Below are 26,444 nucleotides of genomic sequence, written 5' to 3'. Positions count from 1 at the left end.
TCAGCCACTGGACTGTTAGAAACCAAACTGTCCGACAACTGAAAAGGTATTAGTGGCCTTCAAATTCACAAATGCTGTAAACGTTTAAGCCTAAACCTTCTAAACGCTTGTCACCACCAATTTCTGGTAGGTTGATAACAAATGCAGCGTGTTCTACTTCGCCGCCAAGTTGGCGAATCAGAAGAGTTGTCGCTTCAATAGTACCGCCTGTCGCTAGCAGGTCATCAACAACAAGTACTTTGTCGCCAGATTTAATAGCATCGACATGAATTTCCAGTACATCTGTACCGTATTCCAATTCATAAGATTGAGCGATGGTTTGACGAGGAAGTTTACCCGGCTTACGCACTGGTACAAAACCTACGCCTAGTTCTAGAGCTAGTGGTGCACCGAAAAGGAAACCACGAGCTTCTGTACCTACAACCTTGGTAAATCCCATATCCTTGTACTTATCAACCAATAACTGAATAGTTGCTTGATATGCTTGAGCATCTTCCAACAGACTCGTTACGTCACGGAACAAGATTCCTGGCTTTGGATAGTCTTGAATTGATTTGATGCTTGATTTGATCAGTGAAAGAGTTTCGGTTGTCATAACTAAATTAACTTCGGTTCATTCAGTACAAGAATCTATGTACTGGTATTAAAATTCCGGCACACCCTAAATTAATATTTCATAGCGCCGAAAAAACAAACGCCCACTACGAAGAGTGGGCACACTTCCCGCTAATGCTAGTGATTTTCTTGCTGGTTAGCAACCAGCTCGTAGGTAGGTATGCGCTGAAACCCAGTGATCAATACCACAAGCCCAAAAAACAGTAGAAGTTTTAACCAAATATGAGGCACAAACCAGATAGAGAATGCAAAACTGGCAACGATAAATATGGTTCCCCGAATCTTCACTTTTCTGGAAACCGCTCGATTCTGATGCCAATTTTCTAAAATGGGGCCGAATAAGGCGTGTTGATGCAACCAAGTGTGAAAGCGTGGGCTTCCTCTGACAAAGCAAGCACTGGCTAACAGGATAAATGGTGTGGTTGGTAGCAAAGGAAGGATGATGCCCAGAATACCTAGGCATACACTCACAGCACCAACAATATTATATGTGTAGCGACGAATACTGATGGTGAAACCTCTGAATAGTTAGAAACCCTCGTATCCACTAAATACGCGAATCCAAGTTAATGTTGCTGGAAGCGTTGGGATCAATAGGGCTGCAATAAAACCTAAAAAATATAAAACGTTATATGGTTCTTTAAAATCTTTATCTGCCATGGGTACGTCTCTGAGCTTGTGTGTTGAGTCTTGTTATTGCATCTCGTTAATGACAAGTAAACGAATTGATGCATCATTGTTTTCGGCGCAGACTATACCTTAAACAATTCAACTTAAACACAGAGTAATTGTGTGGTTATTGATAGGCAGATACAAGGCTCACACTATGTATAAGTGTAAGCTGAAATTACTAAGTGTAAGTGCCGAAGCCTTATGCTTCGGCACCACGATGAATATCAAGAGAAAAACTACTTACCCCAATCTTACCCAAAGAAAGCTGGCATCCTCCGTGAATCAGAAGATCTTTGGTAATAAAATTTTTCATGCAATTTTCACCAAGATTCACGCCAGCAGAAATATGTTGCGTCATGTAACCATTTGACCACTGGCTGTCCAGCCCTGCTGGCAAAATGGACAGTGTGCCGTCCGTTAAGTCAGCCAAACCAAATAGTGCAGACACTGGTTGCGCGCAAGGCGAACACTCTAGCCCTTTTTCCAAGATGTCAGCCAAGTCTTTGAGATCCGCGCTGAAACTGCGTAGGTTACGCAGGTAGTCATGAAATAGTGCTCTCACCAATAATGTACTCGCAACGTTGTCTTCATCGTTCGTCGCTGAGTCAACCAAATAGAAAGCAAACTGACCATTCATCAGCCACGCATAGTCAAAGACTAACGGCATTGTATCCGTAGACTGAAGAAGGCGATAACTGCACTTCCATACACCCTGTGAAGTGTCGTTTTCAGGCAGCAACGCGTGCAACAAATCACGGGCTGCATTTGGGTTTGAACGTAGAAAGTCCAGATGCCAATGCAACTCTTGCTCTTCGGGCACATCGCCACCGCCGTCAACACGGAACCATTGGCTGGAAAAATCACGTTGGTCAACAATGTGGTTGTTGGAATCTTCTAAAGTGCTTTCTATTGCACAACCTAGGTGAGCGTGGTTACCAATAGGCTTCGCCAGAAAATCTTTAATCCCATAACGTAAGGCTTTTGCCACATCCGACATTTCATCAGTTGCTGAAACAACGATCAATGGTAGCGATGGGTACTCTAAACTGACTTCTTCCACAAACTCTATGCCGTCTAACACAGGCATAGACAAGTCACACAGGACCAAATCAGGCTCAACGGTTCTTAGCTTTCTAAGTCCATCCAAACCATTCTCGGCCTCCATCACTTCATAACCCTGTGCCGACAAATAGCCACTCGTAATACGTCTAAAAATGGGGTCATCATCAACCAACATGATTAGCTTCTTGTGTACAGACTCCGCCATCGGTTGCGGATCCATACGTGGATGAGTTTTGTACATAGCCTAACCCCACTATGCGTTTGTTATATGCAATGACGTTGACTTCAAAGCAGGTGAATTCGTTATTTAAAAAGTAGTCAGTAAAAAGGATTTATACAAATATTCCACTTTCAGGTCTAGTTGCATACTATATGTACGCAATGTCTCAAAATCGTCAAACAAGTTGACATGACTCAACCTTTGCTTTCAGATATCCGTATAAGTTAAGCAAATTCGTAAAATAATGTGTCAGGAAAAATGAAACTAGACGATCTAAATCTCTTTCGACTGGTGGTCGAGAATGGAAGTTACACGGCAACTTCTCGCAAAACGATGATTCCAGTTGCTACGATCACTCGACGCATTCAAGCACTTGAAGACTCATTGAACTTGAGACTTCTTAATCGCCACGCTCGTAAACTCTCTCTTACAGAAGCTGGAGAGCGTTTCTTCAAAGATTGCTCTCCTCTCTTACACCGTTTGGCTTCAATGGCGGAAGAGATCACTGACGAGTGCCGTGGCGCATCTGGCAAACTTAAGATCTCTTCACCTTCAAACCTGACTAAGCGTTTGATGATGCCGATGTTCAATGAGTTTATGAAGCAGTACCCAGAAATTAATATTGAACTGACGACTAGCAATCAAGCAGACCAACTTGATCCAACCGAGTGGGATGTCATTTTCAGAATTGGCCCACAACGAGACTCAAGCTTAATTGCCCGCAAAATCAGTGAAGTAAAAGATATTTTGGTTGCAAGCCCGACTTATTTAGCTAAGAACCCTGCTCCTAAACATGCGGAAGAGCTGAGTCGACATTCACTGCTTAAAGGACATCCTTTACTGAAATGGCAACTCACCAACACGGAAGGCGAAACGGTTATTAACTTAGATAAAGGTCGTTTCCAAGCCAACACTCTAGATGTAGTTCGCATTGCTTGCTCTGAGGGGTTAGGTATTACCCTGATGCCGAACGTCATGATCACCGAATACATTGCCGAAGGCAGTCTAGTTCGAGTACTTGACCAGTGGAGTGCGAATCCGCGCGATATCTATATGCTGTATAACCATAAAGACCACCTTCCAGAAAAAGTGCGTCTCTTTATCGATTTTGTAATCGCCTACCACTTGCATTAAAACAATTGCGTTAAAAAAAGGGCCATTCGGCCCTTTTTGCTTATCTCTACTTCCTGTTATTAAAGATTATAGAAACTCGACAAACTTACTGAGTTCACGCTCAGGCACTTTCATCGTACTTACTTCTGGAGTCCCCAGATAAAGGAAACCGACTACGTGATCTTCCCCTTGCAAACCAAAAGCGCTTCGCACTTCAGGATGGAACATTAGATTGCCTGAACGCCATATTCCCTGAAAACCTTGTGCAACTGCAGCCATTTGCATCGCTTGCACAGCGCAACCCGCAGACAAGTGCTGTTCAAACGCAGGCACTTTTTCATGAGGCGTCACTTTGGCAATCACAGTAATTACCATAGGAGCTCGGAAAGGCGCATTTTTCATCTTAGTTACCGCGGCTTCATCATTGTTATCAGCAATCGCGGCTTTAACCAAAACATCCGAAAGTTTATGAAGACCACTCCCCTGCGCAATAACAAAACGCCAAGGGGTCAGGTTTGCGTGATCCGGTGCGCGTAACCCAGCACGGATAATGTTTTCCAAAGCTTTGCCTTCTGGAGCCGGAGCAACAAGCTTGGCCATAGAGCGGCGATTGAGCAGCAGTTCAAGAGCATCCATGATAAGTCCTTCTTAAGTGCTTAATTTGTTGAAGATATAAATTTAAACCAATCCTAGCATAGAAATTTTTATTCTCATCAATGCAAAAAGTGAGGTTTTCACCTCACTTTCTGTTTTTGCTTCGCCGACGTTGTTTTCCTTCTTATAAATAGAAGGTCTATAGATAGAAGACGTTATGAATAAAAAGTCTCACCAACTCCTGCGCGAGTTAGCAAACCATCACAAGGCGCAAATCTGTCGCCATATTTTTCGGCATGCTTATTCATCATTTCCACCAGCTTAGGAAGACCGATATGGTCCATATAGCGGAAAGGTCCACCTAAAAACGGAGGGAAACCAATACCGAATATAGCGCCAATATCACCATCTCTTGGACTGCGAATGATGCCTTCATCTAAACAGCGTACTGCTTCATTTAACATCGGCAACATGCAGCGCAATGATATTTCACTCTCACTGAGATGAGACTCTGGTTTCAAATTCAGTAGCTTATAGACTGATTTATCGACTTCTTTTTTCTTACTGCCTTTATAGATATAGAAGCCTTTGCCAGACTTACGACCTTTACGGTTGTCGTTAAGCAACTTGTCGAAAACCTCTGGGCCTTGGAACCGAGGGCCAAGTTCTTTAACCAATATCGGAATAATTTTCGCGCCAATATCGATACCAACTTCATCCAACAAGGTAATAGGTCCGACAGGGAACCCTGCGTTTAGCAGCGCAGTATCAATCTCTTCTATCGGCACACCTGCCATTAGAATTTGTGCTGACTCATTCATGTAAGGAGCAAGAATACGGTTAACGTAAAAGCCTGCTTTATCTTTAACCACAATCGGTGTCTTACCCTGTTTGCGAGCAAGTGCCACTACAGTTGATACTGTTTCATCGGAAGTAGTTGCATGCGGTATCACCTCAACCAAAGGCATCTTTTCAACCGGGCTGAAGTAATGCAAACCAACCACATTTTCAGGGCGAGCTGCTTTTTCAGCGATTTGATGAATCGGCAATGAGGATGTATTGGTCGCAAAAATTGTCGTTGGCTTAGCATGAGTTTCAATGTCTGAAACCATGGATTGCTTGAGTTCCAAGTCTTCAAACACCGCTTCTATCACCACGTCAGTCAAGTTGAACGCGGTAAAGTCAGTGCCCCCAGACAACTTCATCATCTCGTGCTGAACCTGAGCTTTGCTCAGAATACGGCGCTTACGCTGCTTCTCGAATAATCCGTAGTTGTATTTGAGTGCATTGAGCACTCCGTCATTCGAGACATCTTTAATGCGAACCGGCACTTTGGCTTTTGATGCGCTGACGTGGCTGATACCAGCGCCCATCAAACCGCCACCTAATACACCCACTCGCTCGACTCTTCTTGGCTCAGCATCACTACCGTTTTCTTTCTTCATTTCCGTAGTCGCAAAGAAGATAGAGCGCAGAGCTTTCGATTCGGACGTCATCACTAACTCACCAAATCTTTCCGCTTCTAACTGAAGCCCTGCTTTCATGCCTTTTTCTAAGCCAAATTGAATGACTTCCAATATCGCTTTCGCCGCAGGATAGTTACCGCGCGTCTTTTGTTCCGTCTTCTTAGAGGCCTGTTCGAACACAAACTTACGACCAAGCTGAGTTCGCGAAATCAATCTTTCTTTCGTCGTCAGTTTGCCTTTGCTGCGTTTTTTACTCTTTTCATTCACAAAACGCTTTGCAACATCCAACAACACACTATTTGGTACGCAAGCATCAACAACACCCAACTTTTTCGCTTTCGCTGCACGTAATTGTTTACCCGTAAGTATCAGATCTAATGACGGCAGTAAGCCAATCAATCGAGGCAAACGCTGTGTACCGCCAGATCCTGGAAGTAAACCCAACATCACTTCCGGCAGGCCCAAACGCGTTTTGTCGTCATCGCTACACACACGGTAATCACACGCTAAAGCAAGCTCTAAACCGCCACCCAAACATGGGCCATGAATCGCAGCGATAACAGGAAATGGGAGATCAGACAGTTGCTGGAACATCTGTTGACCTTGGGTCGCCAACTCCTGCGCTTCTTTTGCAGAAGTACAAGAATCCAACATTCGAACATCGGCGCCAGCAATAAAGTTGTCTGGCTTCAAAGAGTGGATGATCAACCCTTTTACTTGATTCTTTGACTGATTCAGTTCCGTGAACACCTCTTGCATTTCTGCGGCAAACGCAGATTGCAGAGTATTCATTTTCTCTCCCGGAACATCGATGGCAAGCCAAGCAATACTGTCTTCATCAATTCTAAGATGGAACGCTTTCGACTCACTCATTACTCAACCTCCAAAATCATAGCTGCACCCAGTCCGCCTGCGGCACACGCCGTATTCAATGCAAGACCACCACCACGGCGTTTTAACTCTCGAAGTGTTTGAGTGATCATCCGTGCACCTGTCGCCGCAAATGGGTGACCATAGGCAATGGATCCACCAAGCACGTTAAATTTATCCATGTCTACTTCACCAATCGCTTGGCCACGCCCCAACACTTCTTGGGCAAATTTATCGCTGGCAAACATTTTTAAGTTCGCCAAAGTCTGAGCAGCAAAAGCTTCGTGCATATCAATCAAGGTAAGATCCGAAAGCGTAATGCCTGCTCTATCTAACGCGATAGGCGTTGCATGGGATGGCCCCATAAGCATGTCTTGTTGAACACCAATAGCGGAAAACGCGTAAGAACGGATGTAACCCATAATCTCCAGCCCCAACTCTTTCGCTTTACCTTCACGCATCAAGATAATGGCTGCTGCGCCGTCAGTAAGAGGAGTACTGTTGGCTGCGGTTACTGTGCCATATTGACGGTCAAAGGCAGGACGCAATTTGGCGTACCCTTCCAAAGTCGAATCATGGCGAATGTTGTTGTCTTGTTCGATCCACTTTCTATAAGGTTCAGGAAAAGCAGTCATTACTTCGCCCTGAATTTTGCCTTCACTCCAAGCAGTTGAAGCGAGTGTATGTGAGCGATGTGCCAATGCATCTTGATCAGCGCGAGAAATCCCGTGGGTTTTTGCCATTTGCTCGGCGGTTTGTCCCATGGAAAGCCCAGTTGAATACTCCGCAACGGCTGGCGGTACAGGCATTAAGTCTTTGAGCGATAGTGATTTCAGTACTTTGAGTTTTTGGCCGATTGTTTTGGTTTTACTTAATGCCAATAAACTCGCTGCTAAATTTCTTGAAACGCCAATTGGCAGTACCGATGAAGAATCCGCACCACCCGCAATACCGATGTCGATCGTGCCAGCCATAATACTTTCTGCAACGTTCACTGCTGATTGAAAGCTGGTTGCACATGCTCGCGTCACACTATAAGCATCCGTATTAATATCCATACCGGTACCAAGTACAATTTCTCGCGCAATATTTGGCGCAGCTGGCATTTGAACAACTTGCCCAAACACAACCTGTTCGATCAACTTGGGATCGATATTCGTACGAGCAAGTAATTCACTTACCACCATCTTTCCAAGATCAACAGCGGGAACTTGGTTGAACTCTGTACTTTGGCGTGCAAAAGGGGTTCTTAGACCTGCGACGATAGCGACACGTTCACCCGAACGCGTTTTGACTTCCTGTTTGCCCATTATCTGTTTACCCATTACTTTTCCTTAGAATAAGAGGTCTGACCTGCTCATTGTAACGAGATTGTTAATACAATCAAACAAGCGTTTAGAAAACGTGATATCAGCAGCGAAACAAGTATTCCTGCTTAAGCTCTGCTAACCTTTATATCAGCTATATCAACTTGTCTTGAATGGTTTAAAAGTGATTGAAGAGTGAGAAAGGAAATAAATATTTTCAAAAAGAGGAATTGAAAGCAAAAAAAAACCACACAAATCTGTGTGGTCGGAATATATAGTAAAACAATTAACTTACGCCAATTGAAAATAATCAGTTTCCTGATTAGGAGAAAGTAAAGTCAGCCTTCAAAAGGAAGTGTCATCTTGCTCAACATGCTAGTCACAAGGACTAACTAGATGACGTGAACAACTATAACTGCTCCTGAGCAATAGATTTTGAAATAGATCAATTTTAATGTGATTTATTGAGAAGAACGAAATTAATTTCGTCGAAAAGTTGTTTTGAGCATAATTTTCCACATCAATGCTAAAACATCGTTACCCAAAAGAGCCTGAATACCCATTTCAGTGGCTAAGTGCTCACCTTAGTTTCGAATTTGGAATGAATTGAAATATCACACTACGAAGCCACCGGAGACTCGAGTGTCAATAATTAAAATATTTGGAAAGAAATCGGCTAACCATCCGGTCAATAACGGTATGGATAGACAAAGAAAATACGAAGCGCTTGTGCGCGCTTATCACACCGATCTCTATCGCTACGCTTATTGGTTATGCAAAGACCAAAGTGTGGCCGAAGATTTGGTGCAAGAAACTTGCTTACGAGCTTGGAAATCACTCGAAAGCTTGCAAGATGAAAAAGCTGCTAAATCTTGGCTCATTACCATACTGAGACGAGAAAATGCGCGCCGCTTTGAGCGCAAACAGTTTGATTTAGTTGATATTGAGACACACGGAAATGAAGCAAAGGTTTCAGACGATGCTCACCACCAGAGAGAATGGTTGCAAAAACAGATCATGAAATTGGAAGATGAGTATCGCGAACCGCTGTTCTTACAGATCATTGGCGGTTTTAGCGGTGAAGAGATAAGCGAGATTCTCGAACTCAATCAAAATACCGTTATGACTCGTCTTTTCCGAGCTCGTAATCAATTAAAAGAAATGTTGGATTCTTCCGAAAACTTTAGAGGGCAGCAAAATGGATGATTTAGAATTTCGCCGCCGCGTCATGTCGGAACCGAAACGGAAAAACAGCGAATACGCTGGTGCATTATCCAAAGAGGCTAACCAAAAGTTCTTAGATGATGTGTTAAAGCTCGACGCACAAATCGCTGATGCTATGAAAGTTGATGTGCCCGAAGGGTTAGCCGACAGAATTTTGTTCAATCAAAGTTCACACGCGGATAATGTAACTACCGTTAACTTTGCTCGTAAAGCAATGGCAATGGCGGCATCTATCGCCTTTGTATTCGGTTTGGTTGCAGGACAAGTTAACTGGGGGAAACTCATCGTTCCACCAGCACAGGCAAGTTTGGTTGATATCGCCATTAAACATGTGGTCGATGAAGAAGGCTTTGTGTCAAATATTGACGAACAAGTCAGCTCTAGACAGATCAATGCAAAATTACAGCCTTTTGCCTATAAGTTCACCGAGAACTTCCCGTACCATGTTTACTACCTAAATCACTGCGGATTTGGACAATCTAACGCTTTGCATATGGTTTTCCAAGGTGATAGCGGCAAAGTTACACTGTTTCTTGCAGGCGTTAAGAGCGATATTAGCGGACACTTTGATAAAGATGGAATGTCTGGAATGGTCGAGTCAATCGGCGATAAAAGTCTAATTATCGTTGGTGAAAGTAGTGAAAACATCCGTAAAATTGCAGATAACCTCCTACCTTTACTAAGCCCTCAGAAATAACCAACCTGAATAGACAATAAGCCCGCAAATAGTGTGGGCTTATTGCATTTTTACTAGAGTTAAAGCTCTAATAAATCATTATTTCTTACAAATTCATGTCAGTTATCCACCATTTCTGCAATTTTCTCGTCCAATTAGACAATGGTCGGATTTCTATATTGTAGACTAGGTACTAGGATCAGCCCCAACTGAGCAATTGCTCAAAAAAGCCCACTAGAGGCTATACAAAAAAGGAAAAACACATGAACAAGACGCGTCTGTTTAAACGTTCACTGTTAGCAGTGACAGTAACACTAGCTACGCAGCAAGCAATGGCTGCTGGCTTCCAGCTCAACGCTCAATCAGCAACTGGCCTAGGCCGTGCATTTGCTGGTGATGCCGTAATCGCAGATAACGCTTCAGTAATGGCGCGTAACCCTGCAGCGATGGCACTATTCGACAAAATGGAACTTTCTCTAGGTTTCGAGTCGATTACTACTCTAATTGACGTCAAAGATGCTACTTATACCAGTGGTGCTTATAATCGTTCTACGGGTACTGTTTTAGGTGCAACATCTTCTAACGCTGACTACGATGATGTTGGCGGAACATCTATAGCACCTAATATTCACCTAGTTGTTCCAGTAAGCGACAAGTTTGCTTGGGGCGTGAATGCTTACACTAACTTTGGTACAAAAACTGAGTTTTCAGATAGCTACAAAGCTACTGAATACGGCGGTCTTACTGATGTTAAAAGCTTTAACTTTGGTTTAGCTGGTTCTTACCGTGTAAATGAACAACTAAGCTTTGGCGCAGGTCTAGATTTAATCTATGGACAAGGTACGATGAAGCGTAACGTACCAGGTTCAACGACTACGTCTCTATTGAATGTAGACAAAGCAGACGGATGGGCAGTTGGATTTAACTTAGGTACTGTTTACGAGTTAGATGAAGACAACCGCTTTGGTTTTGGTTATCACTACAGCCCAGAATTCACTGCAAAAGACGATTACGGTCAAGAAATCACACTACCGCTGCCTGATATCGCAGAATTTTCTGGATTCCACAAAATTAAAGATACGTCATTTGCTGTTCACTATAGTGTTCAATGGATCGGCTGGAGTGCATTTGACAAAATTGACTTCGAAAACCTAAATGCAAGTCAATCCGCACTAGCTGCTAGCTCTAAGAGCTACGCAAAACAATACGAATGGCAAGATGGCTGGCACTACTCAATTGGTGGTACTTACTACCTAAACAGCGCTTGGACTCTGCGTGCTGGCTATATGTATGACACCAGCGCACAAGATTCAAGAACATCTATCTCTGTACCTGACTCTGATCGTCAATGGTTCTCTGCTGGTTTCACGTACCACATTGATCAACAGTCTGACATAGACTTTGGCTTTACTTATCTGTTAGGTAAAGACACATATGTTAAAGAAGAGTTAGTACTACCTTCAACATCAAGTCCAACAAACTATGCTTACACATCGGTTAGTGGTACAACTCACGCAGATGCAATCTTAATAGGCTTACAATACAGCCGTTCTTTCTAATCAATAGTTAGAAACAACACAAACGCTAAAGGGCTGGTTTACCAGCCCTTTTTTACATATTTCCGAATAATCTTTTTTATTTTAAGCGCACACCTGTGTCTTAAAACCCTCCTTAACCCCTACACGTGTACGCTGAAATTTCATCCCCACCCATAACAACCCAGTCATAAATTTTAATTAAATTATATTTTTAGAATATTGTTTCATATATCGGTTATAAATTGCTTTTCATTGTTCATGCGTAAATTTCACTTTTAGACTTTACCGTTCAGTTTTTTAAAATTTCAGCGAACATTAAATTAAAATGAAAACAAATAAGACTCTCCTTACTCTAGCGGTGGCTGCTAGTTTGGCTAGCGTACCAACTCTTTCTCATGCTGCAGGTTTTCAACTTGCCGAATACTCGGCAACTGGTCTAGGCCGCGCCTACGCAGGTGAAGCCGCTATGGCAGATAATGCCAGCGCACAATGGCGCAACCCTGCAATGCTTACTTACCTAAAGGGTACTCAAGTTTCAACGGGCGCAATTTATGTAAACCCGAATGTTGATGTACATGGAGATGTGACTTTAGGTAACTCTTCACGCAGAGCTGAATCTAATGACTACGCAAACGATGCTGTTATTCCTAACTTTTATCTCTCTCATCAAATCAATGAAACACTAGTTGCTGGCCTTGCTCTAGGCACAAACTATGGTATGGAGACCGAACTCGGTTCTAACTTCGCAGCCAGTCACTTTGGTGATGAAGCAATGGTAAAAACCATGGAAGCGAATGCCAACCTTGGTTATCAACTGACTGACGCTGTTAGCATCGGTGGTGGTGTGCGTTACGTTATCGGCGAAGGTCACTTCGGTGCGAAAGCTCCTACAAGTAATGCTTACTCTTTACCCCAAGGCACCACTCTAAAATATATGGAAGGTGAAGATACCGCATGGGGCTGGCAAGCTGGTGCTGCATGGCAAATCAACCCGAGTAACCGCGTTGGTTTAACCTATAAATCAGAAGTTGACCTTAAGCTCTCTGGTACAGCAAAAATTTTCACTGGCAAAACTGTATTCAATGATAAGGGATACATGGTTCTTACCATGCCAGCAACCGCCGAAATTGCCAGCTTCCATAAAGTAACAGATAAACTTGCCTTACACGGCAGTATCAACTGGACTGACTGGAGCAGCTTCGAAAAACTTGAAGCTGAGTTGGACAAGTTAGGCACACAGATGGTTAAAGAGGAAAACTGGAAAGATAACTACCGTTTCGCTCTCGGCGCGACTTACCAGTTAGATTCAAAGCTTGCTCTACGTAGCGGTGTGGCTTACGACATGGGTGCTGTTAGTGATCAAAACCGAACTATTACGATTCCAGAAACGGACCGTATCTGGTTAAGCATTGGTGCAGGCTACGACGTTACAGAACAGTTCACCGTTGATGCTGGTTTTACTTATATCGTAGCTAAAGATGCTTCAATCAAAGAATCTCGTGGTTATGAGTCAGATAACTCGGCTCAAAAAGTTGGTGGACAATTCACAGGTCAAACTACTGGTAGTGTTTGGTTGCTAGGTGTTCAAGCGAGCTACCGTTTCTAAAAGCTATTGTTTCTAGGAGCTATTTGCTTACTTAATTAGGCCAGTGCTTACCACTGGCCTCTTTTTTTTAGGAACAATAGAAACTGTTCACTGGCTTCTTCTACTAAATCCAATACCAACTCAAAGCCTTGATCTCCGCCGTAATACGGATCGGGAATCTCTTCATAGTTCGATTCTCCGTGGCTCAAGAATAACGACAACTTGTACTGCAATTGCTTTGGACACATGAGCATAAGATCTTCCAAATTCTCATGATCGGCTGCCAATATGTAGTCAAAATCCTCAAAATCTCTTTTTGTTACTTTGCGAGCTAACATCCCAGAAAATGAATAACCTCTCCGCTCTCCAGCGGCTCTCGCTCGCTTATCAGGTAACGCTCCTTGGTGATAACCAATCGTGCCTGCTGAATCCACTTCAACATCGATACCTAATTGCTCTGCCTTACTTCTTAAGACAGCTTCTCCGGTTGGTGAACGACAAATATTCCCCATGCAAACCACTAAAATTTTTGTCATTGTAATTCCTTGTTTTTGATCTGTGTTTGCCAACGCTTCATTAAGTTATCATAGTCACAAGAATCAGATTGAAAAAGGAATTGTCATGTCCAATGATGACGTTAAACAAGAGCGCCACAAAGCTCGCCAGCAAAAAGTAAAAGAACAGGTAGATGCTCGAGTCGCAGCCGCTCAGGAAGTGAAGGGGTTATTGTTGATTATTACTGGTAATGGTAAGGGTAAGTCTACTTCCGGTTTTGGCACTATTGCCCGCGCCGTTGGACACAACAAAAAATGTGCCGTAGCCCAGTTCATTAAAGGAACTTGGGATAATGGCGAACGAAACTTGCTTGAAAAGTTAGGCGTTGAATTCCAAGTTATGGCGACAGGGTTCACTTGGGATACTCAGAATAAAGAAAGCGACACAGCTGCGGCGCAACTTGTTTGGCAAGAGTGTAAGCGAATGCTGAAAGATGAATCTATCGATGTCATTCTGTTCGACGAACTGACTTACATGATCAACTACGGCTACATAGAATTAGACGAAGTGGTTGAAGCACTAAGCCAGCGTCCACATATGCAGTCTGTCATTATTACTGGCCGCGCAGCACACCGAACCTTAATTGAAATGGCCGACACCGTTTCCGAAGTCAAGAATACCAAGCACGCATTTGAAGCAGGAGTTAAAGCTCTGCAAGGTATCGACTGGTAAAGCTCTAGTTGAAGTCATTTTCTTCATATAAAAGAAAGCGAGCGGACATTACACCCACTCGCTTTTTTGTTTATTAGAGGAATCAAGCTAGTTAAACAGACCTTTCAGTAAGCTATCAACCGCTTTCTTAGTATCTTCGTCCTTGATCTTGTCGCTCAATTTCTCGATACCTCGGTCTACTTCTTTTTTCGCTTTCTGTTTAAGTACATCATCAAACACTAGTTTGTATTTAGGCTCTGACCATTTCCCTGAGATGTTGACCGGAATCGTCACATCGCGCAATTCATCAACGTCTTTACCACCTTGGCCTTTCAACGAACCCACAACTGAAGTGCTGAGAGTGAAGTCTACCGTCTCATCTAAATAGTTCGCTTTACCCTGCCCTCTGATGCGAAGAGCGGGTGACTGCATATGCAAGTCATCGGTCGTGATATTACCTTTATCAAGCTTGAGCGTCGCTGTCATCGCACTGAAATCGGTTTTCTTAACATGGTCAGCTTCAGTGACATCTCCACCCGTTATTTTGGCGTAGTTAGTACGTAACAAGTGTGCAACGTTGATACCATTAACAGCGCCATCGGCGAAGTTGATTGCAACTGTACCGACAAGGTTCTTTTGGATACCTGTAGGCGTTAAGCTTTTACCCTGTGCGTTAACTTCTATATTACCTGTGCCTTCAAGCATATCGTTATCAAGCACATCCATCAGCATAGGTTGTACCTTCACACCTTTAACTGATTTCTTCACCGTATAAGTGGCAGGTGTTTTTCTGGTATCCACTAGGGCTGTTGCTGATACTGATCCTTGATACAAGTTGGCAGTAAAAGATTTCAGTGTCACCAAACCTCGGTTCACGACAACATCCGCTTTCACGTTCTGCATTTTCGCATTGTTCGCTTTTAGCTTATCAATAGTGATGTCGCCGGCAACGTCGAGTGTTTGCAGTGCAGATAGATCCGGCTCCACCTCTTGTTTGCTTGTACTAGCGGGTTTGGTCTCTGTCGACGCTGGTTTCTCAGAAGCCGTTTCTGAAGAACTTGCTGAAGCCGCTTTCTCGTTACCAAGGAAGGCATCTACATCAATATCTGGGCTATGCAGGCTAAATCTTACTTTCGGGATATCCGCCAACGCCACATCGAGTTTACCGTCAAACTGCAATGCGTTAGCCGTTAACTTCGCAAGAACAACATTGAGCGTGCTTTTGCTGATATCAAAAGCAATATCCGATTGCATGCCAACCTTCATCGGTGACTGAGGTAAAGCTGCGCCCTGCAGATTTGCTTCCAGAGTAAATCCGTATGCCGCTACTTTTGTGATCTCTTTATTCACCACCAGTGAGCTAGAGCCTTTCGCCTCTAACATCATATCTGCAGCTTTACCTTTTACAGAAAACTCTAGCGCATTTGGCTTATCAAAATCGAATGTTGCCAACGCTAACTTTGCAGACTCAATGTTGTTTGCTTGGTCGCTAAAGCTCGCGTCCACGTTGATATTTCGTAACGCATATTGCGCAAAATCACTCGACAGTTTGACTTCAGCATTGCCTGAAGCTGCAAAGTTCTGCGGATTGTTTTTTTGCTGCTCATTGCGTCCTTTTGCAGCGAAGCTCACTAAGGTCCACTTCTCTGCTTCGAACTCATCCACTTTTAGCTGAACATCGTAGAGTTTGGTTTGCGTTCCTGCTTTACGATCCTGAATATCCAACAACGCATTGTTGACAGTGACGCCAGCCAGTTGAATAGTCCAATCCTGAACACCGCTGGTTTGCTCTGGTGTTGGAGAAGGCCTATTGCTTTCTGCTGGTGCTTGCGTGTCAGCAACTTCTTGTGAGGTTTTCGCTTTAGTCAAACTGTCTAAGTTCGTTCGACCATCTTTCAATGTTTCTAAATAAATTTCAGCACCATCAAGCTGAACATTGCCAATAACCAGTTGTTTGTCCAACAGAGGCATCACGGAGACGTCCACCCCAACGTTGTCCACTTTGAACATATTTGGGTTTGTGAATCCCTGTGGGTTTTTCAGTTCGGTTTTGCCTATTTCAAAGCCAATTGAAGGGAAGAATTTCCAGCCAATGTCGCCTTCAATCATTAAATCTAATCCGGTTTGTTTCTTCGTTTGTTCAACAATTAAAGGCTTGAACTGATTTGGGTTCACGAATAAAACAAGTGCTGCAACTGCGCCTAAAACGACGACTACAAGTACAGCAACCAAGAGCAACAGTTTTTTCATCTGTTTAATCCTTGCTTGAAAACATCAACACCTGTGATTAACCGATAATTTTCAATCAATTAATCAACGATATAGATATAAAAAAAGTGACACTTAAAGTGCCACTTTTCAGTTAAAAAATAAAGTCGGCTAATGCCAAGCATTAGTCAAAATTACGATTTTAGCAATTTCGCAATGTGTGCTTTTAACACATCGATCGCGATACGGTTTTTACCGCCACGAGGTACGATGATGTCAGCATATTGTTTTGACGGTTCAATAAACTGGAGGAACATAGGACGAACCGTTTTTTGATATTGCTTCAGCACTGAATCCATTGTGCGACCACGATCTTCTACATCACGCTTCACGCGGCGCAGCAAACAGATATCTAATGGAGTATCCATAAATACCGTTACTTGCATAAGCTCACGTAGACGTGGGTCAGTCAGCAGCAGAATACCTTCTAAAATGATGACTTTCTTAGGTGTCATTGTGGTGGTGTTAGCGGTACGAGTATGCTCTGTGTAGCTATACTCAGGTACTTCAACAGCGTGACCGTTCATTAACTGTGTTAAGTGTTCACACAGCAAATCATGATCCAATGCACTTGGGTGATCGTAATTCGTTTTAACACGCTCTTCCATGCTCAGATGGCTTTGGTCTTTGTAATAGCAATCTTCCGTAATCACACCTATTTGGTGGTCACCAACTTTCGCACTCAGTTCATTGTAAATTGTGCTGGCTATAAGACTTTTACCAGAAGCTGATGCGCCGGCGATACCAACGATGACGCATTGATTATTATCAGACATGTATGTGCACTCGATACGTGTATTTTGGGAATTAAGTTAAACCGCCTGATTATAGGGAGTTAAAAAGGGTTATACCAGTTTGCATTAGCGTTAAATGACAGTAATTTCTGATGTTGAACAATAAAAAGTCAGAGTAAACGATTACATCTACCCTGACTCAGTGACCATTCATTTCGATCGTCTTTTAAATCGCAGAAAATGACCAAACTTACTCAACCATGGTAAACATGATTGACTCAGGTTTCGCCTTTCCTTGCCAGTACATCGATGCGCAAACACGTTCAGCCAGTTGAATATAAACGGCGGCATGCTCACTGTCTGGACGAGCGGCGACCGTTGGTTTACCAGCATCAATATCTTCGCGCATGCTGATGTGGAGCGGAATTTGAGCAAGCAGTGACAATCCAAATTCATTCGCCAGCGCCTGTGCTCCTCCATGACCAAAGATATGTTCTTTCTCACCACAATGACTACAGATGTGATAGCTCATGTTTTCGACCATGCCAATCACCGGCACATCCACTTTCTCAAACATTGCCGCACCTTTACGAGCATCCGCCAACGCCAGATCTTGAGGTGTCGTGACGATAAGTGCTCCGGTTACTGGTATTTGCTGAGAAAGCGTCAACTGGATGTCGCCCGTACCCGGTGGCATATCAATAACCAGATAATCCAGTTCAGGCCATTCTGTCTCAGTAAGAAGCTGAGCCAATGCTTTTGATGCCATAGGACCACGCCAGATAGTCGCGTCTGATTTATCCACCAGATAACCAATTGAATGAGTGTAAATGCCATGCGCAGATATCGGTTGCATCCATTTGTTGTCACGAACTTCTGGTTTTGCATCTAACTGGCCCAGCATCATAGGCACTGAAGGACCATAAATATCGGCATCGAGCAAACCAACTTTCGCGCCGCATTTTGCAATCGCTAATGCAAGGTTGACCGCCGTGGTTGACTTACCAACCCCGCCTTTAGCAGATGTAACGGCAATAATGTTTTTCACGCCACGCACTTCTGAAGCGACATGAGTCTCTAGCGCTTTAGGACTAACAGTAACCTCATAGTGGAAAGAAGGTACTTCACCTGACTGCTGCCGTTGGGCAATCCAGCTTGAAAGTTCTTCAGGCAAAGAGAGTGCGGCAAAAGGGAGTGTTATCTTAAAGCCTTGAGCTTCCACAGAAACAATATTTGGTTGCGAAGCCCAATCTTGAATAAGAAAAGGATGCTGAAATTGGTTTAACCAATCACAAAAATCTTGCTTTGAACTGAATTGACGCATAGGTCCTCCTTGTTAACCCTATGCTACCACCTGCTAAGCCTGTACAGAACCCCGAAAAAACTAAGGCAATCACACCTTTGACACCTTGGAGTTAGATGGCTCATGGGGTAGTATTACCCATCAAAATTTTTATACCTATCAAGAAAGCGAATATTAAGTATGGCAAACGATCCAAGACTCTCTACCGCAAGGAAATTGCTGGTAACTTGTGCCCTTCCTTACGCTAACGGTTCAATCCACTTAGGTCACATGCTTGAACATATCCAAGCTGACATCTGGGTTCGCTACCAGCGTCTACGCGGCAACACTGTAAACTTCATCTGTGCTGACGATGCCCACGGCACGCCAATTATGCTTAAAGCTCAACAGATGGGTATGACACCAGAAGAGATGATCGCCGCTGTTAGTGAAGAGCACCAAAAAGACTTCGCTGGCTTTGATATCAGCTTTGATAACTACCACAGCACTCACTCAGAAGAGAACCGTGAGCTGGCTTCACATATCTATCTAGAACTGAAAAAGAATGGCTTTATCTCTAGCCGTACCATTTCTCAGTTGTTTGATCCTGAGAAAGAGATGTTCTTACCAGACCGTTTCGTAAAAGGTACTTGCCCTAAGTGTAAGTCAGAAGACCAATACGGCGACAACTGTGATGCATGTGGTGAGACATACAGCCCAACAGAGCTAATCAATCCGAAATCTGCAGTTTCTGGCGCTACGCCAATCATGAAAGATTCTGAACACTTCTTCTTCGACCTGCCTCAGTTTGAAAGCATGCTAAAAGAGTGGACTCGTTCTGGTTCTCTTCAAGCTGAAACTGCAAACAAGATGCAAGAGTGGTTTGAGTCTGGTCTGCAACAGTGGGATATCTCACGCGATGCACCTTACTTCGGTTTTGAAATTCCGGGCGAAAAAGACAAGTTCTTCTACGTTTGGCTAGACGCACCAATCGGCTACATGGGTTCATTCAAAAACCTATGTAACAAGCGTGATGACCTAGATTTCGACGAATACTGGAACAAAGACAGTAAGACAGAACTTTACCACTTCATAGGTAAAGACATCGTTTACTTCCACAGCCTATTCTGGCCAGCGATGCTGGAAGGTTCTGGTTTCCGTAAACCTAACAACGTTTTCGTTCACGGCTACGTAACTGTTAACGGCGCTAAGATGTCTAAATCTAAAGGTACTTTCATCAAAGCAAGTACTTACCTAGAGCATTTAGATCCTGAGTGTCTGCGTTACTACTACGCTGCGAAGCTAAACAGCCGTATCGATGACTTAGACCTGAACCTTGAAGACTTCACTCAACGTGTAAACGCTGATGTAGTTAACAAAATCGTTAACCTTGCTTCTCGTAATGCGGGTTTCATCGCTAAGCGTTTTGATGGCAAGCTTTCAGACAACTTTGTTGAACCAGAACTTTATAACGAGTTCGTAGCAGCCGCTGACCGTATCGCAGAGCAATTTGAAGCTCGCGAGTTTGGCCGCGCAATCCGTGAAATCACGGCACTGGCAGACAAAGCAAACCAATACGTGGATGAAAAAGCACCTTGGGTTGTGGCAAAACAAGAAGGTAATGATCAAGAGCTACAAGATATCTGTTCTGTCGGTATCAACCTGTTCCGGGTTCTAATGACATATCTGAAACCTGTCATGCCTGAACTCGCGGCTCGCACAGAAGCGTTCCTAAACCAAGAATTAACTTGGGAAGGTATCGCTACTCCGCTAACTGGCCATGAGATCACAGCGTTTAAGGCACTGTTCAACCGTATCGATCCTAAGAACATCGAAGCGATGATTGAAGCTTCGAAAGAAGATGCAGCCGCTGAAGTCGCTGCAAAACAAAAAGCAGAAGCTGCGCAAGCAACTGAGCTAAGCAAAGATCCAATTGCAGAAGAAATCGAATTTGATGACTTTGCAAAAGTTGACCTGCGTATTGCCAAAATCGTTTCATGCGAAGCTGTGCCAAAAGCAGACAAACTACTGAAATTCCAATTGGATATCGGTGGTGAAATGCGCCAAGTATTCTCAGGCATTAAAGCTGCTTACAAGCCAGAAGACTTAGTGGGTAAGCTAACGGTTGTTGTTGCAAACCTTAAGCCTCGTAAGATGAAGTTCGGTATGTCTGAAGGCATGATCCTAGCGGCTGGTCCTGGTGGCAGCGAACTATGGATTCTTGAGCCACACGAAGGCGCTCAGCCTGGCATGCGTGTGATGTAATCACTCAGAAAATCAGCTTTAAGAAAGCCCCAACGTGATAAGCGCTGGGGCCTTTTTTATGAACCAGCTCACACTTTTAGTTCAATTTGCACTTCAATGGTGCGAAATTTCAATCCATCAAATTCTAAGTTATTGATTTAAATAAAAATAACCCTTGGCATTAAAACTGCAATTCCTTTAGTAAACAATAAAATCCTTTCACTGGTTGACGCACAGTTTCGACTGTCACGTCTCTACGACAAGGTAGCAACAAGGAGTTGGTTATGTTTGTCATTATCTCAATGCTGATCTCTATCGGCATACTTGGTTTGATGTTCTACTTTTCTAAGCAAAGAGAATCGACTTTGCAGCGCAAGTACGAGCTTCTGATCGATCTTCGCCAGCTGTTATATTTGAGCCGACAACACCGCAGTGCCACTCATCATGCACTGATGTTCGGAGAAAAAAGAGAAGCAGAGCTTAGCCATTTGCAAGATTTACTGCATGAGAAATCGAACCATCTGATTTCAACATCGCATTTCGATAGCAAGCCTATGTATCGTGTTTTGCAGCTTAAATTGAAAGCTCTGATGAATAACTGGCAGGACAGAAGCATTGCCCGCAACCAAATGATGCACGGCAAAGCCATTCGACACTGTATGTTTTTGATGGACGAAGTCATGCTGGCTTGGTTAGTGGAATCAAACCGAGAAGATTTGAGTGAAGAGTACCATATGAACTGGCAGCAAGTGATTGACTCTATGGACACTCTGACCCAGCTACGTATTTCAATTGAAGATATGCATACCCAAGATGGTTCCGCACGTTTGCGTCATTACTGTGACCTATTGCGCCGCAAACTGAATCAACTGGCGTTGATCAGTCCGTTGTCCATTGCATCACCAGCCTGTTCAAAAGCAATGCATATACTAAGCGAGCTGCACGAGAATCCGGCCTTTGATATTCCTCAGGAGCAGCTATATCAACTAACTTCAGATGTCTCGCTGAGCATTGCGCACGTTTATGACCAAATGCTGGCGGATGTCAGTGAGAGTCTTTACATCCCTTTGCCAAAACTGGTCGTCGCTTAATAAACGAAAACGCCATACTGCGAACAGTATGGCGTTTAAATTCAAGCATTCTCTACGCAGTTAAGCTGCGAATAGAGAGAATTAAAGCATCTTACGAGCGGCTTCTACTACCACTTTGATTGAGCGAGCTTCTGTTTCTTTCAGCGTTGCGTGATCTGGAATTTCTTTTTGAGTACGGTTGATGATAACACCAGCGACACAACCTGCTTTCAAACCAGAACTTGCACACATAGTAAGCAGAGTTGCTGATTCCATTTCAAAGTTTAGTACGCCCATTTCCTGCCATTCTTTCATTGAACCTTGGAAACGCTTAACAACACGACCTGTGAATGTGTCGTAACGTTCTTGACCTGGGTAGAAAGTGTCACTGGAAGCAGTAATACCCATGTGAACCGTCGCACCGCTCTCTTCCGCAGCCTGTTTCATTGCGATCGCAACATCGAAATCAGGAACCGCTGGGAACTCCATTGGAGCAAAGTGAAGGCTTGCGCCATCAAGACGAACAGAACCTGTGGTCACAATCATGTCACCAACATTAACGTGTGGTTGAATTGCACCTGTTGTGCCTACACGCAAGAAGCTACGAACACCTAGCTGAGCTAACTCTTCTACAGCAATAGAAGTTGAAGGGCCACCGATACCAGTAGAACAAACCACAACAGACTTGCCATCAAGTTCTGCGCGATAAAGCGTGTATTCACGGTGGCTTGCAAGAAATACTGGGTTATCCATTAACTCTGCAATTTTTTGTACACGCGCTGGATCACCAGGAATGATCGCTAACGTTGCGCCATTAAGATCAGCTTCGGTAACACCAAGGTGGAATACTGCTTGAGACATAGGTTGCTCCTTCATGCGGCTTATTCAGCTCATAAATATAAATAGGTACAGGACAACTTTAGCTCAGTATTAAAAGCTATAGAGTGATAGGAATCACACCATTAAAAGCAAGATATGCATTCGTTTCACATTTAAGTGATACAGATCACTTATTGTTTATTGAGTGGTTAATATGCGCGCTGAAGGGAAAACTCAAAAGCACAGCGCTTGACTGTGCTTTGAAGAGAGAAAATCACATTGATGGTATGGAATAAGGAGGTTGCTTTTTATACTTGATGTTTAAAACAATTGGCTAAGTTTTTACCTATTGCTCTTAACACATCACGCCGCGTAATAATCCCTACCAACTTGCCATTATCTATAACAGGATAAACTTTAGGCTTTCCGACTTTCATCATATCGGCCAACTCAATGATCGACATTTCCGGAGAGACAGAGAGCACTTCTTTATACATGCAGTCACTGACAATATGTGTGTCCTGACAGAAGTAACTCACTTTGACCAGTTTATCGAGCAAGTCCTGTTCTGAAAGGAAGCCAATTACGCGTTCTTTATCATCAATAACGGGCCCGCCCAAGTGATCGGAACGAATCACTTTATCGAGCGCAGCAGACAAAGGCATATCAGGAGTAAAGGTCACCGCTTTAACGGTCATGTAATCTTTTACTTTTAGTGAATCCATTTCAGTCTCCTTAGGTTCCTTATTTAAAGGTAGCTGTTAATCTAAGTGTTGACTAATTTCTTGATTTTACTAAATGGGATTCACCAATTTTTTGATTGTTGCAACCTATGGCTACGTAAAAATCTGTCGTTCTTACCTTTGGAACAGCGATAACTCTACTTCACCCAACGCTGAGCAGCTTTGGCATCTGAGTCTCTTGAATCAATCCAGCGAGTGCCATCGGTTGTACGCTCCTTTTTCCAGAAAGGGGCTTTGGTCTTTAAATAGTCCATGACAAATTCACACGCTTCAAAAGAGGCAGAGCGATGAGCGCTGCTGACACCGACGAAGACGACTTGATCGCCGATATCTAAATCACCAATACGGTGAATCAATCTCAACTGCAATAGTGGCCAGCGTGATTTCGCTTCATCACAGATTTCGTTAAGAGATTTCTCCGTCATACCCGGATAATGCTCTAAATGCAGTCCTGTCACATGGTCACCTAAGTTCATGTCACGAACTTTACCAATGAAGGTCACGACCGCACCGGCATCTGTGCCCGACGAAAGCGCTTCATACTCTTGAGCGACGCAGAAGTCTTCTACCTGAACCGATACATAGCTGTTCATATTAACCTCCAGTTACCGGTGGGAAGAAAGCGACTTCATCGCCATCTTTAAGTTCAGAATCCATCGGTACAATTGATTGGTTAACCGCAGCCAACAATTTTCCGGATTCTAATGCCAGTGCCCATTTGTCCGATTGCGCCGCAAGATGTGCTCGCAATGCTTCAACCGAATCAAACTCATGCTCAAGTGACAAACCATCGCAGTCCACTAACTCTCTTGTTTGGGCAAAAAACAAAACACTAATCATACATCTACCTTAAAATGACCCGATTTACCGCCCGTCTTTTCTAACAAGCGAATTTGCCCAATTACCATATCTTTCTGCACAGCTTTACACATGTCGTAAATCGTCAGTGCTGCAACCGAAGCCGCGGTTAGCGCTTCCATTTCAACACCGGTTTTGCCAGCGAGTTTGCATACTGATTCAATACGAACCTTGTTTTCCGATTCAATCGCTTCTAGCTGAACTTCAACTTTTGAAAGCAGTAACGGGTGGCAAAGCGGAATTAAATCCCATGTTTTCTTGGCTGCTTGAATACCGGCAATACGTGCCGTGGCAAACACATCACCTTTGTGATGCTGACCCGATACGATCAGTTGCAGCGTTTCTGGTGCCATGTGAACAAAAGCTTCTGCGCGCGCTTCTCTTACCGTTTCGGCCTTTGCAGAAACATCCACCATGTTGGCTTCACCAGAAGCGTTAATGTGAGTGAATTGAGTCATTGTCCCTCACTCTTATAAATGCGGCATAAAGTTACATGGACGATGGCTGGCATCTAACTGCTGTTTGATGATCTTCGTCCAGCCAGTACGGCAAGCTCCTGTTGAGCCAGGCATCGCAAAAATAACCGTATGGTTTGCGAAACCAGCCACAGCGCGAGACTGAATAGTAGAAGTGCCAATTTCTTCATAAGAAACCAAGCGGAACAGCTCTCCGAAACCTTCTACTTCTTTATCAAATAGAGGCTTTAACGCTTCAGGAGTGCTATCGCGCGAAGTAAAACCAGTACCACCTGTGATTAATACTGCCTGAACCTTTTCATCAGCAATCCACTGTGAAACCACCGCACGTATTTTGTACATATCGTCAATAACGATTTGTTTGTCTGCTAGGTGATGCCCTGCTTCCTGAAGTTGCTCAGCAAGGTAGCGACCTGAGGTATCATTTTCTTCTGTACGTGTATCTGAAACGGTTAACACTGCGATGTTCGCTGGTTGAAATTTGCTTTCTGCGTGACCCATTTGCTCACCTTAATTCAATTATTATTCGTTAATTTAAATCTGATTAACCACGATGATTTCTAGCCTTCGAAATGGCTTTAACCACCAATAGACGCTAAATGCGGAGTCATGCCTGTATTTCCTTCCTGAAGAAAATGGCTGACGGATTTGTTCTGTAGCTGCATTTGAATACGTTCGATCAACTCGGCTTCCTGTGCGTCTTCTTGAAGCAAATCTCTGAGCTCTAGACCTTTTTCGCCAAAAAGACAAAGATGCAGTTTGCCGAGCGCAGACACTCTGAGTCGATTGCAACTCTCACAGAAGTTCTTTTCGTAAGGCATGATAAGACCGATTTCGCCCTGATAATCTGCATGCACAAAGACCTGTGCGGGACCATCATTGTTTTCTCTCGCTTTTAGAATCCAGCCGTTGGCAATAAGCTGATTACGGATTGTGACTCCAGAGATATGATGTTTAGCGAACAAATCGTCCATTTCACCCGTTTGCATCAGTTCGATAAAACGCAGTTGGATTGGGCGGTGTTTGATCCATTCAAGAAACAGAGGAAGTTCGTTGTGATTGCGATCTTTCATCAACACCACATTCACTTTGACCTGTTCATAACCGACTTCGAACGCGCGGTCGATGCCCGCCATGACTTGATGAAAGCGGTTTTCACCCGTGATTTGATGAAACATTCTCGGGTCTAAACTATCGACGCTAACATTGATATGCGTGAGGCCTGCGTCTTTCCAATCCGCAACCCCTTTTTCCATCCGGTAACCATTGGTAGTGGTGGCTATTTTCTTAATATTTGAGTTATCGGCAACCAAGCGGATGATATCGGTAAAGTCTTTACGTAATGTAGGCTCACCACCAGTAATACGAATTTTGGAAGTACCACAATCAGCGAAAGCATTCACCACGCGACGGATTTCTGGAAGGGTTAAAAAAGACGAGTTTCTGCTCCCCGAAGGTTTATAACCATCAGGCAGGCAATAAGTACATTTGAAGTTACAAACATCGGTAACTGACAGACGTAAATAATAAAATTTACGCTGGAATTTATCTTCGAATTGTTGCGCCACGGAACACCTTTCCAAATACGGGAGGCATAAACATTTCCACTTATGCCCTCGTGACAATATGCCACTGGCTTTTTAACCATATCACTATCAATAGTCTCAAGTGACTTAGATGAAAAAGCTCGGAGTTATGGCAGCCGGCTAGAAAGCTGAACGCTTATCTAATCAGCGACTACTGGCTGTAAAATACTGAAAAACGCATCATCTTTCTAGTAAATCAGTTGCAAAAGAAAACCA

At 43.6% G+C, this 26,444-nt stretch carries 26 protein-coding genes and 1 riboswitch; of the genes, 8 read left to right on the top strand and 18 right to left on the bottom strand.

Annotated features, from left to right (window positions below):
- Positions 1–49 precede the first annotated feature (49 nt).
- The 4 genes from apt to L3V23_RS11100 all read right to left on the bottom strand — a co-directional run bounded on the left by apt (position 50) and on the right by L3V23_RS11100 (position 2,590).
- Positions 50–595, bottom strand: coding sequence for an adenine phosphoribosyltransferase (gene apt / locus L3V23_RS11110; RefSeq protein WP_042486144.1), 546 nt, complete (start codon positions 593–595; stop codon positions 50–52).
- Between the two features lie 137 nt (positions 596–732).
- Positions 733–1,125, bottom strand: a complete 393-nt coding sequence (locus tag L3V23_RS11105; protein WP_255209384.1) for a YbaN family protein — start codon at positions 1,123–1,125, stop codon at positions 733–735.
- A gap of 18 nt (positions 1,126–1,143) precedes the next feature.
- Complete coding sequence (locus L3V23_RS21345) at positions 1,144–1,275, bottom strand: hypothetical protein (protein WP_102940142.1); 132 nt, start codon at positions 1,273–1,275, stop codon at positions 1,144–1,146.
- Between the two features lie 211 nt (positions 1,276–1,486).
- The gene (locus tag L3V23_RS11100) at positions 1,487–2,590 is read right to left on the bottom strand and encodes a response regulator (protein WP_042486149.1); all 1,104 of its coding nucleotides are present in this window, start codon (positions 2,588–2,590) and stop codon (positions 1,487–1,489) included.
- Positions 2,591–2,827: 237 nt separating this feature from the next.
- Between L3V23_RS11100 and L3V23_RS11095 the strand changes: the two genes are divergently transcribed.
- A complete protein-coding gene (locus L3V23_RS11095; RefSeq protein ID WP_042486152.1) occupies positions 2,828–3,703 on the top strand; it encodes a LysR family transcriptional regulator in 876 nt (291 codons plus the stop codon).
- A gap of 66 nt (positions 3,704–3,769) precedes the next feature.
- On the opposite strand, the gene L3V23_RS11090 is transcribed toward L3V23_RS11095, so the two are convergent.
- The 3 genes from L3V23_RS11090 to fadI form a co-directional block, all read right to left on the bottom strand.
- Entirely contained in the window at positions 3,770–4,318 is a 549-nt protein-coding gene (locus L3V23_RS11090; RefSeq protein ID WP_237292345.1) for an NAD(P)H nitroreductase, read from the bottom strand.
- 173 nt (positions 4,319–4,491) lie between these two features.
- Positions 4,492–6,615 (bottom strand): fatty acid oxidation complex subunit alpha FadJ, encoded by a 2,124-nt coding sequence (fadJ, locus tag L3V23_RS11085; protein WP_237292344.1) that lies wholly within the window; start codon positions 6,613–6,615, stop codon positions 4,492–4,494.
- A complete protein-coding gene (gene fadI / locus L3V23_RS11080; RefSeq protein WP_237292401.1) occupies positions 6,615–7,922 on the bottom strand; it encodes an acetyl-CoA C-acyltransferase FadI in 1,308 nt (435 codons plus the stop codon). Before fadI ends, fadJ begins: the two co-directional genes overlap by 1 nt.
- A gap of 696 nt (positions 7,923–8,618) precedes the next feature.
- Here fadI and L3V23_RS11075 point away from each other — a divergent pair.
- The 4 genes from L3V23_RS11075 to L3V23_RS11060 all read left to right on the top strand — a co-directional run bounded on the left by L3V23_RS11075 (position 8,619) and on the right by L3V23_RS11060 (position 12,963).
- Positions 8,619–9,125 (top strand): sigma-70 family RNA polymerase sigma factor, encoded by a 507-nt coding sequence (locus tag L3V23_RS11075; protein WP_237292400.1) that lies wholly within the window; start codon positions 8,619–8,621, stop codon positions 9,123–9,125.
- Complete coding sequence (locus tag L3V23_RS11070; protein WP_102965447.1) at positions 9,118–9,840, top strand: DUF3379 family protein; 723 nt, start codon at positions 9,118–9,120, stop codon at positions 9,838–9,840. The genes L3V23_RS11075 and L3V23_RS11070 overlap by 8 nt, the downstream gene beginning before the upstream one ends.
- 242 nt (positions 9,841–10,082) lie before the next feature.
- A complete protein-coding gene (locus tag L3V23_RS11065; protein WP_102965446.1) occupies positions 10,083–11,378 on the top strand; it encodes an outer membrane protein transport protein in 1,296 nt (431 codons plus the stop codon).
- Positions 11,379–11,682: 304 nt separating this feature from the next.
- Positions 11,683–12,963, top strand: coding sequence for an outer membrane protein transport protein (locus tag L3V23_RS11060; protein WP_237292343.1), 1,281 nt, complete (start codon positions 11,683–11,685; stop codon positions 12,961–12,963).
- A gap of 47 nt (positions 12,964–13,010) precedes the next feature.
- Here L3V23_RS11060 and L3V23_RS11055 read toward each other — a convergent pair whose 3' ends face one another.
- Entirely contained in the window at positions 13,011–13,478 is a 468-nt protein-coding gene (locus L3V23_RS11055) for a low molecular weight protein-tyrosine-phosphatase (protein WP_237292342.1), read from the bottom strand.
- Between the two features lie 85 nt (positions 13,479–13,563).
- Between L3V23_RS11055 and cobO the strand changes: the two genes are divergently transcribed.
- On the top strand, positions 13,564–14,169 hold the full coding sequence (gene cobO, locus L3V23_RS11050) for a cob(I)yrinic acid a,c-diamide adenosyltransferase (RefSeq protein WP_237292341.1): 606 nt from the start codon (positions 13,564–13,566) through the stop codon (positions 14,167–14,169).
- Between the two features lie 87 nt (positions 14,170–14,256).
- On the opposite strand, the gene L3V23_RS11045 is transcribed toward cobO, so the two are convergent.
- The 3 genes from L3V23_RS11045 to apbC form a co-directional block, all read right to left on the bottom strand.
- A complete protein-coding gene (locus L3V23_RS11045; protein WP_237292340.1) occupies positions 14,257–16,398 on the bottom strand; it encodes an AsmA family protein in 2,142 nt (713 codons plus the stop codon).
- Positions 16,399–16,550: 152 nt separating this feature from the next.
- Positions 16,551–17,192 (bottom strand): uridine kinase, encoded by a 642-nt coding sequence (gene udk / locus L3V23_RS11040; protein ID WP_042486176.1) that lies wholly within the window; start codon positions 17,190–17,192, stop codon positions 16,551–16,553.
- A gap of 208 nt (positions 17,193–17,400) precedes the next feature.
- The gene (gene apbC, locus L3V23_RS11035; protein ID WP_102965443.1) at positions 17,401–18,474 is read right to left on the bottom strand and encodes an iron-sulfur cluster carrier protein ApbC; all 1,074 of its coding nucleotides are present in this window, start codon (positions 18,472–18,474) and stop codon (positions 17,401–17,403) included.
- 159 nt (positions 18,475–18,633) lie between these two features.
- On the opposite strand from apbC, the gene metG reads away from it, so the two are divergent.
- Both metG and L3V23_RS11025 read left to right on the top strand, forming a co-directional pair.
- Complete coding sequence (metG, locus tag L3V23_RS11030) at positions 18,634–20,697, top strand: methionine--tRNA ligase (RefSeq protein WP_102965442.1); 2,064 nt, start codon at positions 18,634–18,636, stop codon at positions 20,695–20,697.
- Between the two features lie 263 nt (positions 20,698–20,960).
- Entirely contained in the window at positions 20,961–21,767 is an 807-nt protein-coding gene (locus L3V23_RS11025; protein ID WP_042486183.1) for a hypothetical protein, read from the top strand.
- Between the two features lie 81 nt (positions 21,768–21,848).
- On the opposite strand, the gene udp is transcribed toward L3V23_RS11025, so the two are convergent.
- From udp to moaA, 7 genes are all read right to left on the bottom strand, one after another.
- On the bottom strand, positions 21,849–22,607 hold the full coding sequence (udp, locus tag L3V23_RS11020) for a uridine phosphorylase (RefSeq protein WP_042486185.1): 759 nt from the start codon (positions 22,605–22,607) through the stop codon (positions 21,849–21,851).
- A 266-nt stretch (positions 22,608–22,873) separates the two neighbouring features.
- Complete coding sequence (locus L3V23_RS11015; protein ID WP_042486187.1) at positions 22,874–23,290, bottom strand: CBS domain-containing protein; 417 nt, start codon at positions 23,288–23,290, stop codon at positions 22,874–22,876.
- 155 nt (positions 23,291–23,445) lie between these two features.
- Positions 23,446–23,901: a molybdopterin synthase catalytic subunit MoaE gene (gene moaE / locus L3V23_RS11010; protein ID WP_102965441.1), complete on the bottom strand. Its 456-nt coding sequence runs from the start codon at positions 23,899–23,901 to the stop codon at positions 23,446–23,448.
- A 1-nt stretch (position 23,902) separates the two neighbouring features.
- Entirely contained in the window at positions 23,903–24,148 is a 246-nt protein-coding gene (gene moaD / locus L3V23_RS11005) for a molybdopterin synthase sulfur carrier subunit (protein ID WP_102953795.1), read from the bottom strand.
- On the bottom strand, positions 24,145–24,624 hold the full coding sequence (gene moaC / locus L3V23_RS11000; RefSeq protein WP_102962741.1) for a cyclic pyranopterin monophosphate synthase MoaC: 480 nt from the start codon (positions 24,622–24,624) through the stop codon (positions 24,145–24,147). Before moaC ends, moaD begins: the two co-directional genes overlap by 4 nt.
- 12 nt (positions 24,625–24,636) lie before the next feature.
- The gene (moaB, locus tag L3V23_RS10995; RefSeq protein ID WP_102965440.1) at positions 24,637–25,143 is read right to left on the bottom strand and encodes a molybdenum cofactor biosynthesis protein B; all 507 of its coding nucleotides are present in this window, start codon (positions 25,141–25,143) and stop codon (positions 24,637–24,639) included.
- A 77-nt stretch (positions 25,144–25,220) separates the two neighbouring features.
- Positions 25,221–26,210 carry a GTP 3',8-cyclase MoaA gene (gene moaA, locus L3V23_RS10990; protein WP_237292339.1) on the bottom strand — a complete coding sequence of 330 codons (990 nt, stop codon included), beginning with the start codon at positions 26,208–26,210 and terminating at the stop codon, positions 25,221–25,223.
- Positions 26,198–26,347, bottom strand: a riboswitch (molybdenum cofactor riboswitch). Its footprint overlaps the gene before it by 13 nt.
- Between the last annotated feature and the right edge of the window lie 97 nt (positions 26,348–26,444).

It is taken from the genome of Vibrio sp. A1-b2 (assembly GCF_021726015.1).
Taxonomy (GTDB): domain Bacteria; phylum Pseudomonadota; class Gammaproteobacteria; order Enterobacterales; family Vibrionaceae; genus Vibrio; species Vibrio diazotrophicus.
The sequence above is the reverse complement of the archived record's forward strand: the minus strand, read 5'-3'. Positions and strand labels throughout refer to the sequence as shown.